Origin of the sequence: Lysobacter arseniciresistens ZS79, from assembly GCF_000768335.1 — a bacterium.
GTDB classification, from domain to species: Bacteria; Pseudomonadota; Gammaproteobacteria; order Xanthomonadales; family Xanthomonadaceae; genus Novilysobacter; species Novilysobacter arseniciresistens.
Genome location: NZ_AVPT01000010.1, coordinates 1 through 13,226 on the forward strand (window position 1 = coordinate 1; position 13,226 = coordinate 13,226).

A 13,226-nucleotide genomic window follows, 5' to 3' on the forward strand; every position below is an offset into this window, starting at 1 on the left:
AAGTGTCCGTGAAAACGGGGGTGAACCCCACACCAGGAGACGACGCAGCGTTCCGTGAGCACCTGCGGAAGAACGGAAAGGGCGGTGGTGACTCCTGACACAGCGCTCGACGCTTCCGACAGCGCGATCTAGGTACAGCAGAGGTACACCGCGCAGTTTTTTCGCACTGCACAAAACTACGCTAAGCTACTGATGTTGAACTACTTTTCCCTGCGCTAAGCTGCGCAAGACTGCGCGACTAAATCAATATCTTATTGATTTACAAGGCAACTTTTAATCCGCTGGTCGATGGTTCGAATCCATCACGACCCACCACTGTCTGCCAGGCAAAGCCTCACCGGTATCCCGAAGAAGAGCCCCGCATCGTCGGGGCTTTTCTGTGTCGCGCGTCGCGGACGATCGGCCCACGTCTTCACGCTTCATCGACGTGGTTCAACGTCGGCTGAAGGTCCGGAACGGCTACTGGAGAAACACGGCTATATTCCGAAGACCCCAGACGAAGGAGAGTTACATGTTCATGACCAAACAGCGACTGGCGATGGCACTGGCGGTCGTCGCCACCTTGGGCCTCGCGTCGTGCGCCACCTACGATGACGAGTTCGCCAGCATCAACTCGCGCCTCGACCAGCTCGACACGCGCGTGCAGAGCGCCGCCCAGAGCGCCGAAGCCGCCAACCAGTCGGCGCAGCAGGCCAACCAGCGGCTCGACCAGATGGAAAGCCGCGTCCAGGCGCTCGAGTCCTCGCCGCGTCGCGTGCCGCGCGGTTAACCGCTTGCACGATTCGCGGTGATCCGGTTTGAACCGGAACCCGGTGGCCTTTGCCGGCCACCGGTTTTCCGTCTGCACTGTTGTATCCGTTCCGAGGAGGCGTCCCATCCACACCCGCACATACCCTTCGATCCGGGCCGCTCATTGCGCGTTGGCACTTGCGCTGGCGTTCGCCACGTCCGGCGTGGCCAGGGCCGGTGACGCCGACGCGCAGCCGGTTCCCGTCGCCGACCAGCTTCCGTCCGGCCAGGACGTCTCCGATACGGTGATCGAACTCGCCGGCTGGGTGGTCGCATCCAACGACAGCCAGGGCTATCCGTTCGCGGTCATCGACAAGGCCGCGGCGCAGGTCCTGGTGTTCGATGGCGACGGCCGTCTTCGCGGCGCGGCACCCGGGCTGTTCGGCTCGGCGACCGGCGACCATACGGCCCCCGGCATCGCCGGCCTTGCGCTTGGCGAGATCCCGGGCCGGGACCGCACCACGCCTGCGGGGCGCTTCGTGGGCGGCTTCGGCCCGTCGCTCGACGCCGGGCGCGTGCTGTGGGTGGACTACGATTCCGCGGTTTCCATCCACCCCACCGCCACCGGTGTCCCGGCCGAGAAACGCCCCGAGCGCCTCGCATCGCCATCGCCGGACGACAACCGCGTCACGCATGGCTGCATCAACGTCGCGCCCGCGTTCTACGAGCGGATCGTCAGTCCGACGTTCGAGCGCGGCGGGGTGTTCTACATCCTGCCGGACGAAGCGACGATGGCCGAGACCTTCCCGGAGTTCGTGCAAAGTCGCGAAACTGCGCGGCGGGACGACTGAAGCCGCGTACCGCCTTCTGTGAGTCGCATCCCGAAGACCCCGCCACGGCGGGGTTTTCGGTTTCCAGGGCCGCGCTCAGGCGACGTCGAACAGCTGCTGCAGCACCGCTTCGCCGTAGCGCTCGAGCTTGGTGCCGCCGATGCCGGCGATCCCGGCGAGGTCGTCCAGGTCGCCCGGGTCGGCCTCGGCGATCGCGCGCAGGGTGGCGTCGTGGAAGATCACGTAGGCCGGCACGTTCTGCTCGCGTGCGGTGGCGGCGCGCCACTCGCGCAGGGCGTCGAAGCGCAGCATCGCCTCCGGCGCCAGTTCGATCATCGGGGTGGTACTACCGCCGCGCCGGCGCGCGGCCTTGGGCGCCTCTTTGCGGAAGCGCAGCGAGCGTTCGCCGCGCAGCACCGGCGTGGCCAGCGCGGTCAGGCGCAGCGCGTTGTGGCGCTCGACATCGGCCTCCAGCAACCCGCCTGCGACCAGTTGCCGGAACACGCCGCTCCACTGGCGCGCATCGAGGTCGGCGCCGATGCCCCACGTGCTCAGCCGCTCGTGGCCGAAGCGTTGGACCTTTTCGGTCGACACGCCACGCAGAATGTCGATCAGGTGACCGGCGCCGAAGCGCTGTTCGCTGCGGTAGACGCACGACAGCGCCTTGCGCGCGGCCTCGGTGCCGTCCCAGCTTTCCGGCGGGTCGATGCAGTTGTCGCAGTTGCCGCACGCGCCGCGGTGGGCCTCGCCGAACCAGCCCAGCAGCGCCTGCCGCCGGCAGTCGGTGGACTCGCAGTAGCCCAGCAGCGCGTCGAGCTTGCGCACCTCCAGCTGCTTGCGTTCCTCGCCGGCCTCGCCCTGGTTGATCAGCTGGCGCAGGTTGACCACGTCGCCCAGGCCGTAGCTGAGCCAGGCCTCGGCCGGTTGGCCGTCACGCCCGGCGCGGCCGGTCTCCTGGTAGTAGCCCTCGATCGACTTGGGCAGGTCGACGTGGGCGACGAAGCGCACGTCGGGCTTGTCGATGCCCATGCCGAAGGCGATCGTCGCCACCATCACCACGCCGTCGGCCTGCAGGAAGCGGCGCTGGTTGGCGGCGCGCTGCTCGGCCGGCATGCCGGCGTGGTAGGGCAGGGCGTCGACGCCGGCGGCCTGCAGCTGTTCGGCAACCTTCTCGACCCGCTTGCGCGAGAACGCGTAGACGATGCCGCTCTCGCCGCGGTGGCCGGCGAGGAAGTCGAGCAGGGCGCGGCTGCCGTTGCCGTCCTTCTGCACCACGCGGTAGCGGATGTTGGGGCGGTCGAACGAGCTGACGAACTGGCGGGCCTCGTCGAGCGCGAGCCGCTCGGCGATCTCGCGCCGGGTCGGCGCGTCGGCGGTCGCGGTCAGGGCGATGCGCGGCACGCCGGGCCAGCGCTCGTGGAGGATCGTCAACTGGCGGTATTCGGGCCGGAAGTCGTGGCCCCACTGGGAGACGCAATGGGCTTCGTCGATGGCGAACAGGGCGATGCCGGGGCCGCCTTGGGCGCGGTCGAGCAGGTTGAGGAAGCGGCCGGTGAGCAGGCGTTCGGGGGCAACGTAGAGCAGGTCGAGGTTGCCGGCGAGGAGGTCGCGCTCGACCCCGGCCGCCGCGGCGGCGTCGAGGGTCGAGTTGAGGCAGGCGGCGCGCACGCCGAGCTGGCGCAGGGCCTCGACCTGGTCCTGCATCAGCGCGATCAGCGGCGAGACGACGATGCCGCAGCCGTCGCGCAGCAGGGCCGGGAGCTGGTAGCACAGCGATTTGCCGCCGCCAGTGGGCATGAGCACGAGGGCGTCGTTGCCGCTGGCCACGCACTCGACGATGTCCGCCTGTTCGCCGCGGAATCCGGGGTGGCCGAAGGTGGTGCGGAGCAGGTCCAGTGCGGCGGTTTGCATGGGCGACAGGGTAGCAAGGCGGCGTCTCGCGGCCCCGCCCGTGGCGCTCCGGGACACCGGCGCTGCAATACGCAAACCCCCCGGGGCCGCGACAGCCCCGGGGGTTCGTTGGACTCGGGCCCGGCGCAGGCTTACTGCAGCAGCGAGCGCAGCATCCAGGCGTACTTCTCGTGGGTCTGCAGGCGCTGGGTCAGCAGGTCGACGGTCGGGTCGTCGCCGGCGTCGTCGGCGGTCTTCAGCACCTTGCGCGCGGTGCGGCAGACCGCCTCGTTGCCGACCACCAGCTGGCGCACCATCTCGCGCCAGTCCGCCGCGTCCTCCAGCCCCGGTTCCTCCGGAATCGTGGTCAGGCGGGTGAACTCGGCATACGAACCCGGCGCGTTGAAGCCCAGCGCGCGGATGCGCTCGGCGATCTCATCCAGCGCCGTCCACTGCTCGGTGTACTGGGTCTCGAACATCACGTGCAGGGCGTTGAACATCGGCCCGGTGACGTTCCAGTGGAAGTTGTGGGTCTTCAGGTACAGGGTGTAGGCGTCGGCGAGGAAGCCCGCCAGGCCGGTCGCGATGTCCTTGCGATCGCGGTCGCCGATCCCGATATCGATCGCCGGGGCGCTCGACCCCGAGGCCGGCGACGCGGCCGGCCTGGCGACCGTCGTGGTCTTGGTGGACTTGCCCGCCTTCGCGGGCTTGCTCGCAGTCTTGGTCTTGGCCATCGAGTGTTTCTCCCTTTGAGATAGTCCCTGCGGCGACAATACGGTGCCCGGGGAGTGGTGTGAAATCGTTTGTCCAAACACGACCGATCAATGGATCCTATGGGCCCGACCGCCAAGACCGCGTCACGACGCCCGCCCCTGTCGCCCGGGCTGCGGCAGGCGCGCGAGGCGATCGACCACGGGCTGAGCCGTGACCGCGGGCGGCTGCACGGGCTGTGGTCGCGCTGGCGCGGCCGGCCGGACGATGCGGACGCGCAAGGGGCGTTCGAGCGGGCGCTGGCGGAGTCGGTGGCACGGCGCGAGTCGCGTGCGGCGAACCTGCCTGTCGCACCGGTCGATCCGTCGCTGCCGATCGCGGCCGAGGCCGACCTCATCGTCGAACTGATCCGCGCGCACCCGGTGGTGGTGATCGCCGGCGAGACCGGTTCGGGCAAGACCACCCAGATTCCCAAGCTGTGCCTGGCAGCCGGTCGCGGCGCCGCCGGCATGATCGGCTGCACCCAGCCGCGCCGGATTGCCGCGCGCGCGGTCGCCAAGCGGGTCGCCGAGGAGTTGCAGACGCCTCTCGGCGGCGCGGTCGGCTACCAGGTCCGGTTCAACGAGAATGTAGGCGAGCAGACCGCGGTCAAGTTCATGACCGACGGCATCCTGCTGGCCGAGATCCAGTCCGACCGCTGGCTGTCGCGCTACGACACGATCCTGATCGACGAGGCGCACGAGCGCAGCCTCAACATCGACTTCCTGCTCGGCTACCTCAAGCAGCTGTTGCTCAAGCGCCGCGACCTGAAGGTCATCGTGACTTCGGCGACGATCGACACAGCGCGTTTCGCCGCCCATTTCGACGACGCGCCGGTGGTGGAGGTCGAAGGCCGCAGCTATCCGGTCGAGGTGCGGTACCGGCCGCTGGAAGGCGAGGCCGACCGCGACGGCGAGCGCACGGTCAACGATGCGATCGTGGCTGCCTGCGACGAGATCACCCGCGAGGACCCGCGCGGCGACGTGCTGGTCTTCCTGCCCGGCGAGCGCGAGATCCGCGACGCCCACCAGGCGCTGGAGCGCCGCAAATACCGCCACACCGAGGTGCTGCCGCTGTACGCGCGGCTGTCGGTGCGCGACCAGGACCGCGTGTTCAACCCGGGTCCGCAGCGCCGCATCGTGCTGGCGACCAACGTCGCCGAGACCTCGCTGACGGTGCCGCGTATCCGCTACGTGGTCGACCCCGGGCTGGCGCGGGTCAAGCGCTACAGCCCGCGCGGCAAGCTCGACCGGCTGCACATCGAGTCCATCAGCCAGGCCAGCGCCAACCAGCGCAAGGGCCGCTGCGGACGCGTGTCGGAAGGCACCTGCTACCGGCTGTACAGCGAGGCCGACTTCGAATCGCGACCCGAGTACACCGATCCGGAGATCCGCCGCGCGGCGCTGGCCGGGGTGATCCTGCGGATGCTGTCGCTGGGCCTGGGCGATATCGAGCGCTTCCCGTTCCTCGAGCCGCCCGATCCGCGCGCGATTGCCGATGGCTGGCAGCAACTGGCCGAGCTGGGCGCGGTCGACGACGCGCGCGCGATGACCGCGACCGGCAAGCTGATGGCACGCATGCCGGTCGACGTGAAGCTGGCGCGGATGCTGGTCGCCGCCAACGCGAAGGGCTGCCTGCGCGAGATGCTGGTGATCGCGTCGTTCCTCGGCATCCAGGACCCGCGCGAGCGTCCGGCCGACCAGCGCGCCGCGGCCGACAACGCGCACGCGCAGTTCGTCGACTACAGCTCCGAGTTCGTCGGCACGCTGAGGCTGTGGGCGGCCTACCAGGACGCGCACGAGGACCTGACCCAGTCGCAGTTGCGCAAGTGGTGCGAGAAGAACTTCCTCGGCTTCCTGCGCATGCGCGAATGGCGCGAGCTGCATCGCCAGCTCAAGCTGATGGCCGAGGACCTGGGTTGGCAGGTGGGTCCCGCCGAAGCCGAACTCGACGCCGGCGCCTACGCCAACCTGCACCGCGCGCTGATCACCGGCCTGCCGACCCAGATCGGCCACCGCCAGCCCGGGCCGGAGAAGAAGCCGGGCGAGAAGAAACCGGGTGAGCGCCGGCCGGCGGCGGTCTACGACGGCCCCCGCGGGCGCAAATTCGGGCTGTTCCCCGGCTCCTGGCTGATCCGCAAGCCGCCGCCGTGGGTGCTGTCGGCGACCCTGCTGGACACCGAGAAGGTCTGGGCGATGACCAACGCCTCGATCGAGCCGCAATGGGCGATCGACGAGCTGCCGCACCTGCTGGCGCGGCGCCACTTCGACCCGCGCTGGTCGCGCGCGCAGGGGCGGGTGCTCGGCAGCGAGCAGGTCAGCCTGTTCGGGCTGGTGCTCGCGCCCAAGCGGCCGATCCACTACGGCGGCCTGTATCCCGGGGAAAGCCGCGCGATCTTCGCCCGCGACGGCCTGGTGCCGGGCGAGGTCAACACCCGCGCGGTGTTCCTCAAGCGCAATCTCGCGACGCTGGAAAAGGCGCGCGAGGAGGAAGCCAAGCAGCGCCGCGCCGGCATCGTCGTCGACGAGGACTGGATGGCGCGCTGGTACCTCGACCGGTTGCCGCCGCAGGTGCACAACGCGCAGGCGCTGGACGCGTGGTTCAACAAGCTGCCGCCGCCGCAGAAGGCCGCGCTGGAATGGTCGCTCGACGACCTCCTGATCGGCGACGGGACCGATGCCGCGCGCTTCCCGCCGGTGATCGAGCTGGGCGATGCGCGGCTGGCGGTGAAGTACCGCTTCGACCCGGGCGCGCCGGATGACGGCATGACCGTCGCGGTGCCGCTGCACCTGCTCAACGCGCTCGACCCGGTGCGGCTGGGCTGGCTGGCGCCGGGCTTCGTCGCCGACAAGGCGGCGGCGCTGATCCGGTCGCTGCCGAAGGCGCAGCGGCGCAACTTCGTGCCCGCGCCGGACTTCGCCCGCGCGTTCGCCGAGGCGCATCCGGGGCCGGAGGCGGACGCCTTCGCCGGGATGCTGGCGCGGTTCCTGCAAAAGGTCACCGGCGCCGAGGTGGCTGGCGTCGATTTCGACGAAACAGCGCTGGAACCGCACCTGCGCGCCAACCTGCGCCTGCACGACCGCGACGGCCGCACCGTGCTTGCCGAGTCGCGCGACCTCGACGATCTGCGCGCACGCTTCGGCGAGCGTGCGGCGCGGGCGTTCGCGGCGCATGCGGCCGACGGCATGATGCGGCGCGGGCTGGTGGTCTTCCCCGACACCCCGATCCCGGCCAGCGTGCCCGGCGCCGCCGGCGTCCCCGCCTACCCGGCGTTGCACGACGACGGCGACAGCGTCTCGCTGCAGGTCCACGCCGAGCGCGACACCGCGCTGCGCCACCATCCACGCGGCGTGCGTCGGCTGCTGTGGCTGGCGCTGGCCGACAAGCGCAAGCAGGCGCGCAAGCAGTTGCCGGTGTCGCCCAGGACCGGCCTGCTGTACGCCGCGATCGAATCGGCCGCGCCGCGCGACACCGGCGAGCGCGATGGCGACCGCCTGCGCCCCGACATCGTCGATGGCGCGTTCGCCTCGCTGGTGGCCGACGGCCTTGGCGACATCCGCGACGCCGATGCCTTCGCCGCGCGCCGTGACGCGGTGACCAAGCAGCTGTTCCCCGAATCGATGGAGCGCCTGCGTCAGGCCGAGACGATCCTCGCCGCGGTCGCCGAGGCGCGCGGCAAGCTCGAGTCACCGTTGATGGGCTGGGCCAGCGGCAACCTCGACGACATGCGCGCGCACCTCGCCGCCCTGACCCCTCCGGGCTTCCTGCGCGACGTGCCGGCGCAGGCGCTGGCCGAGTACCCGCGCTACCTGAAGGCGCTGGCCCTGCGTGGCGAGCGCGCGCTGCGCGACCCGACCCGTGACCAGGCGCGGATGCTCGAACTCAAGCCCTTCGTCGACGCCCTTGCCGCCGCGCACGCCCGCGGCGACGCCGATGCGCCCGACTGGCAGGCGCTGCGCTGGGAGCTGGAGGAGCTGCGGGTGTCGCTGTTCGCGCAGGAGCTCGGCGCGCGCGGGGTGTCGCCGAAGAAGCTGGCGACGCGGCTGGCACGGCTCGGCTGAACGGCACGGGCGGCCGGTGCCACCCGCCCGGCCCGGTTACTTGACCCGCTCGACCTTCGCCCGGGTGTTGTAACCCTCGACCTTCAGGTACCACGCGCTGCCGATCAGGCTCGGCGAGACCTCGACCGCGGGGCTGTCCAGCTCCACGCCGGCGAGCGAAGCGCCGTCGGTCTGGCGCCAGACCTGGCCGTTCTCGAGGGTGTACTGGCGGCCCTTGGCGAAGCCGTGGAACGGCCCCTGCAGGCGGCTTCGCACCGGCTCGCTGGAACCGAAGTCGAAGAAACCGCGGTTCTCGTCCTCGACCTTTTCCTTGGCCAGCTTGGCCGCCTTGGTGGTTTCCACGTCGAGGGTGCGGTTGAGCCACGCGTTGAGGTTGGCCAGCTGCTCGGCGCTGAGCTGGTCGAGGCCGGCGGCGCGGAACTGCTCGGGCGTCATCTGCTGCTCGATCGGCTTGCCGTCCTGCGCGAACGCGGCCGGCGCCAGCGCGAGGGTGGCGAGGAGGGTGGTGGCAAGCGCCAGCGGACGGAGCCGGCGCGCGGTGACGGAAGGCATGTGCATCGATCTGTTCCTGCGGGCGGTTGCTCGCTAGTGTAGCCATGTCCCCCACGCACGAATGAAGCCGCCGCGATGAGCGCGCCCGCACCGCCCGCCGCCGATTCCCCGCTGCCCGGACTGCTCCGGCACCCGGCCGCCGCGGCGATCCCCGCCCGCCTGCGACAGGCGCTGCTGGAAGCCGATGCCGCGGGCCGGTCCGGGGCGCCGGCCGACCCGGTGGATACCGTCGTGGCGATGCTGGACGCGCTGCAGCGGCTCGACGCCGACGGCGACACCGTGGCCGCGGCGCTGCTCCATGCCTTCCCCGCGCTGCAGGACCGCCTGGCGCCCACTCTGGAGCGCGACCACCCGGCGATCGCCGCCCTGGTCGACGGCCAGCGCGCCGCCGGCCAGGTCTGGACCCTGCACGCCGAGCCGGACCGCAGCGGCGGCAGCGAGGGCCTGCGGCGGCTGCTGCTGGCGATCGTGCGTGACCTGCGCGTGGTGCCGATCCTGCTGGCGCGGCAGCTGGCGCGCATGCGCCACGCCGACCGCCTGCCCCCGGAGCAGCGCCGCCGCCTGGCCGAGCTGACCCGCGACATCCACGCCCCGCTGGCCAACCGGCTCGGCATCTGGCAGCTGAAGTGGGAGCTGGAGGACCTCGCCTTCCGCCACCTGCAGCCGGACACCTACAAGCAGATCGCGCGGCTGCTCGACGAGAAGCGCGGCGACCGCGAGCGCTACATCGAGCAGGTCCGGCAGACCCTGCGCACCGCGCTGGCGGCGCAGGGCGTCGAGGCCGACGTGGCCGGCCGGCCCAAGCACATCTACAGCATCTGGAAGAAGATGCAGCGCAAGGACGTGCCCATCGGCGAACTCTACGACCTGCGCGCCGTGCGCGTGCTGGTCGACGACCTGGCCGCCTGCTACGCCGCGCTGGGCGTGGTGCACGCGACCTGGACGCCGATCCCGAGCGAGTTCGACGACTACATCGCGCGGCCCAAGCGGAATGATTACCGCTCGCTGCACACCGCGGTGGTCGGCCCGGAAGGCAAGACGCTGGAGGTGCAGATCCGCACCGTCGAGATGCACCGGCAGGCCGAGCTGGGCGTCGCCGCGCACTGGAAGTACAAGGAAGGCGGCGGCGCCGGCGACGCCGCGTTCGACCGCAAGATCGCGTGGATGCGGCGCCTGCTGGAGCCGGCCGCCGACGGCGCCGAGGCCGACGAATCGACCCTCGCCGGCGAGCTTGATACCGAGCTGGTCGAGGACCGCGTCTACGTGCTGACGCCCCGTGGCGAGGTGATCGACCTGCCGGCCGGCGCGACCCCGCTGGACTTCGCCTACCGCGTGCACACCGAGATCGGCCACCGTTGCCGCGGCGCCAAGGTCGACGGGCGGATCGTCCCGCTCGACCACCGGCTGCGCAGCGGCGACCGGGTCGAGATCATGACCGCCAAGACCGGCGAGCCGCGGCGCGACTGGCTGATCGAGTCCAACGGCTTCCTCGCCAGCAGCCGCTCGCGCGAGAAGGTGCGCAACTGGTTCCACAAGCTCGACCGCGCGCGCAACGAGGCCGAGGGCAAGGAACTGCTGGACAAGGAGCTGCGCCGGCTCGGCCTGCTCGGCGCCGACCTCGCGCCGGCGCGCGAGCGCTTCCACCTCGACACCGACGGCGACCTGCACGTGCTGGTGGCGCTGGGCGACGTCGGCCCGCACCAGGTCGCGCGGGTACTGCTGGAACACGAGCGCGCCGCGCGTGCGCCGGCGGCGGATGCCGAGCCGGCCGCCGCCGCTCCGCCTCGGCGCCGCGCCACCCGTCACCGCGCCACCGACTTCACCGTGCAGGGCGTCGACAACCTGCTGGTGCAGCTGGCGCGCTGCTGCCAGCCGCTGCCGGGCGAACCGATCGCCGGTTACCTCACCCGCGGGCGCGGCGTGACCGTGCACCGTGCCGACTGCGCGTCGCTGCGGCGCCTCGCCGCCGACCAGCCGCAGCGCCTGCTGCCGGTGGAGTGGGGCATCGCCGGCACCGCCCACGAGGTCGATGTCGAGGTGCTGGCGGTCGACCGCAAGTGGCTGCTGAAGGAGATCACCAACGCCATCGCCCAGGCCAACGTGCACGTCGCCGGCATCCACAGCGATGCCGAGCGCGGCGGCGCGCGCGTGCGCTTCCGGATGCGGCTGCGGGTGTCCGACTACGGCCAGCTGTCGGCGCTGCTGGGCAAGCTCGCGGCGCTGCCGGGGGTGGAGCAGGCGCGGCGGGCATGATTCAGTCGCGCCGCAGCAGGACCCGTTGCACCACGTCGCGTGCAGCGGTGGCGGAGAAATGCCGCTCGACGTTGAGCCGGCCGTTGTCGGCGAGCCGATGCCACAGATCCCCGTCGCGATGGAGTGCGAGCACCGCCTCGGCGAAGCGGTCCGGCGCGTCGGCCACCATCACGTCGACGCCATCGGTCAGGTGCATGCCTTCCACCGCGCAGCCGGTGGCGACCACGGGCACGCCGTGGGCCATGCTCTGGTTGACCTTGCCCTTCACTCCCGCGCCGTAGCGCAGCGGTGCGACCGAAACGCGGATGCCGGCCAGCCAGGGTGCGAGGTCGGGCACGTGGCCGTGCACGTGGACGCCGGGCAGGTCGCCCAGGCACCGCACCGCTTCCGGCACGTCGCCGCCGATGCAGTGGAACGCCAGCGCCGGCTCCGAACGCCGCACCAGTGGCCAGACCTCGCGGACGAACCAGCACACCGCATCGACGTTGGGCGGGTGGCGGAAGCCGCCAACAAACATCACGTCGCGGCGCTGCGCGAACGGCAGCCCGGCCGCGCCGGGAGCGTGCAGGTTGGACAGCACGTGGACATCGGCTCCCGGGGCGTCGACCGCCAGCAGTTCGCGCTCGGCCTCGCTGACGACCAGCGTCGCGTCGCTGCGGGCGATGACATCCAGTTCCAGTGCCCGCGTCCTCGCCGCCGTACGGTGGGCCCGCGGATCGTCATTGACCCGCGCGGCGCGCTGTTCGCGCAGGTAGTGCAGGTCGACAGTGTCGAACACCAGCCGCGCCTGTGGCGCATGGCGGCGCAGCAGCGTCAGCATCCCGCGCATGACGTAGTGGCGGCAGACCAGCACGGTGTCGAAGCGGTGGCCGTGCTCACGCAGCCACGCCGGGAACGCGGCGGCATACGGCGCATGCCACGCTTCCACGCCGGCCTGCTGCAGGGCGCGCGTGTAGGCGCCGTCGAAGCCGCGGTCGGCCGGCATGAACACCACGTGCGCGCCTTCGTCGCGCAGCAGCTTCAATAGGTTGACCAGCCGCAGCGAGCCCGAGTCCCGGTCCGGCCGTGGCGTCAGCGAGTCGATCACCAGCACCTGCCGTGGGTAGTGCGACAGCGCGGCCGCCCGTGGGTCACTGCCGGCCACCGGCTGCGCCTGCAGCGCCTGCGCCCACTTGGCCGCGAACACGGCCCGGTTGCGGACCTGGTGCGCCTTGGCACCGCTTGCGGTGTCGGTGCCCGAGGTCGCGCCTTCCAGGTGCAGCACGCGCGACGCCGGCTGGTAGCGCACCTTCAGGCCGTGCGCGCGTACGGCGAACGCGAGGTCGGTGTCCTCGTAGTAGGCGGGCGCGTAGCGGGTGTCGAAACCGCCGAGCGTGCGGAACAGCTCCGTCGGCAACGCGATCGCCGCGCCGGAGCAGTAGTCGACTTCACGCGGATGGGCGAACGGCGGGGCGTCGGCGGCTTCGAAGCGCCCGTAGTTCCAGCCGCTTCCATCGGCGAAGACAATGCCGCCGGCTTCCTGCAGGCGCCCGTCCGGGTACAGCAACTGGGCGCCGGCCAGCCCGGTGTCGGGGTGGTCCTCGAACGTCGCCAGCAGCGCGTCCAGCCAGCCCGGCTGCGGCACCGTGTCGTTGTTGAGGAACACCAGGTATTCGCCTCGCGCCGCCGCCGCGCCATCGTTGCAGGCGGCGATGAAGCCGCCGTTCGCGGACCGGCGCAGGTAGCGCAGCTGTCCGACCCGGGGCAGGCAGTCAGCGGTCGCGTCGGTCGAGCCGTCGTCGACCACGATGATCTCGACTGCCACCTTTGGCGGGTGTGCCGCCAGCGCCCGCAGGCATTCCAGCGTGTGTTCCAACTGGTCGTAGACCGGAATGACGATGCTGGCGACGGGCTCGGCGGCACCCGGCACGGTGAAAGGCGCGAACGGGCCCGGCTCCGGCCGGAACAATTCAACGCGCTGCGCCGCAGGGACCGGACGCAACTGCTTCAGCACTCGCTGCCACGATGCACGCAACCCGCGCGTGCGCAGGCTGGCCAGCCCTCGCCGCACCAGCCCGGTACCGCGGTCGATCATGAATCCAAGGTCGGCCGCGGAAATCGGCATGTCGGGTGGAACTCTCCGGTCGGAAGCATGGACAGGCCTGAACTCGTGCCGAACCGG

General features: G+C 71.1%; 8 protein-coding genes. 4 read left to right on the plus strand and 4 right to left on the minus strand.

Annotation, left to right across the window (positions count from 1 at the left end; translation table 11 throughout):
* Positions 1-511 precede the first annotated feature (511 nt).
* Together N799_RS06900 and N799_RS06905 are read left to right on the plus strand one after the other, a co-directional pair.
* Positions 512-769, plus strand: a complete 258-nt coding sequence (locus tag N799_RS06900) for a hypothetical protein (protein ID WP_036209918.1) — start codon at positions 512-514, stop codon at positions 767-769.
* A gap of 151 nt (positions 770-920) precedes the next feature.
* The gene (locus N799_RS06905; protein ID WP_036209920.1) at positions 921-1,580 is read left to right on the plus strand and encodes a L,D-transpeptidase; all 660 of its coding nucleotides are present in this window, start codon (positions 921-923) and stop codon (positions 1,578-1,580) included.
* A 75-nt stretch (positions 1,581-1,655) separates the two neighbouring features.
* On the opposite strand, the gene recQ is transcribed toward N799_RS06905, so the two are convergent.
* Positions 1,656-3,470 carry a DNA helicase RecQ gene (gene recQ, locus N799_RS06910; protein WP_036209923.1) on the minus strand — a complete coding sequence of 605 codons (1,815 nt, stop codon included), beginning with the start codon at positions 3,468-3,470 and terminating at the stop codon, positions 1,656-1,658.
* A 131-nt stretch (positions 3,471-3,601) separates the two neighbouring features.
* Positions 3,602-4,183, minus strand: a complete 582-nt coding sequence (locus tag N799_RS06915) for a Dps family protein (protein ID WP_036209927.1) — start codon at positions 4,181-4,183, stop codon at positions 3,602-3,604.
* Between the two features lie 99 nt (positions 4,184-4,282).
* On the opposite strand from N799_RS06915, the gene hrpA reads away from it, so the two are divergent.
* Positions 4,283-8,260, plus strand: coding sequence for an ATP-dependent RNA helicase HrpA (hrpA, locus tag N799_RS06920; protein ID WP_052101323.1), 3,978 nt, complete (start codon positions 4,283-4,285; stop codon positions 8,258-8,260).
* Between the two features lie 36 nt (positions 8,261-8,296).
* Here hrpA and N799_RS06925 read toward each other — a convergent pair whose 3' ends face one another.
* Positions 8,297-8,812, minus strand: a complete 516-nt coding sequence (locus tag N799_RS06925; RefSeq protein WP_036209930.1) for a hypothetical protein — start codon at positions 8,810-8,812, stop codon at positions 8,297-8,299.
* A gap of 75 nt (positions 8,813-8,887) precedes the next feature.
* On the opposite strand from N799_RS06925, the gene N799_RS06930 reads away from it, so the two are divergent.
* Complete coding sequence (locus N799_RS06930) at positions 8,888-11,065, plus strand: RelA/SpoT family protein (protein ID WP_036209933.1); 2,178 nt, start codon at positions 8,888-8,890, stop codon at positions 11,063-11,065.
* 1 nt (position 11,066) lies between these two features.
* Here the strand turns inward: N799_RS06930 and N799_RS06935 are convergent, their stop codons facing one another.
* Positions 11,067-13,169 carry a glycosyltransferase gene (locus N799_RS06935; protein ID WP_036209936.1) on the minus strand — a complete coding sequence of 701 codons (2,103 nt, stop codon included), beginning with the start codon at positions 13,167-13,169 and terminating at the stop codon, positions 11,067-11,069.
* Between the last annotated feature and the right edge of the window lie 57 nt (positions 13,170-13,226).

Coding starts and splice junctions, on each gene's coding strand:
- N799_RS06900 (WP_036209918.1), top strand. CDS start 512: ATGTTCATGACCAAACAGCGACTGGCGATGGCACTGGCGGTCGTCGCC.
- recQ (WP_036209923.1), bottom strand. CDS start 3,470: ATGCAAACCGCCGCACTGGACCTGCTCCGCACCACCTTCGGCCACCCC.
- N799_RS06915 (WP_036209927.1), bottom strand. CDS start 4,183: ATGGCCAAGACCAAGACTGCGAGCAAGCCCGCGAAGGCGGGCAAGTCC.
- hrpA (WP_052101323.1), top strand. CDS start 4,283: ATGGGCCCGACCGCCAAGACCGCGTCACGACGCCCGCCCCTGTCGCCC.
- N799_RS06925 (WP_036209930.1), bottom strand. CDS start 8,812: ATGCCTTCCGTCACCGCGCGCCGGCTCCGTCCGCTGGCGCTTGCCACC.
- N799_RS06930 (WP_036209933.1), top strand. CDS start 8,888: ATGAGCGCGCCCGCACCGCCCGCCGCCGATTCCCCGCTGCCCGGACTG.
- N799_RS06935 (WP_036209936.1), bottom strand. CDS start 13,169: ATGCCGATTTCCGCGGCCGACCTTGGATTCATGATCGACCGCGGTACC.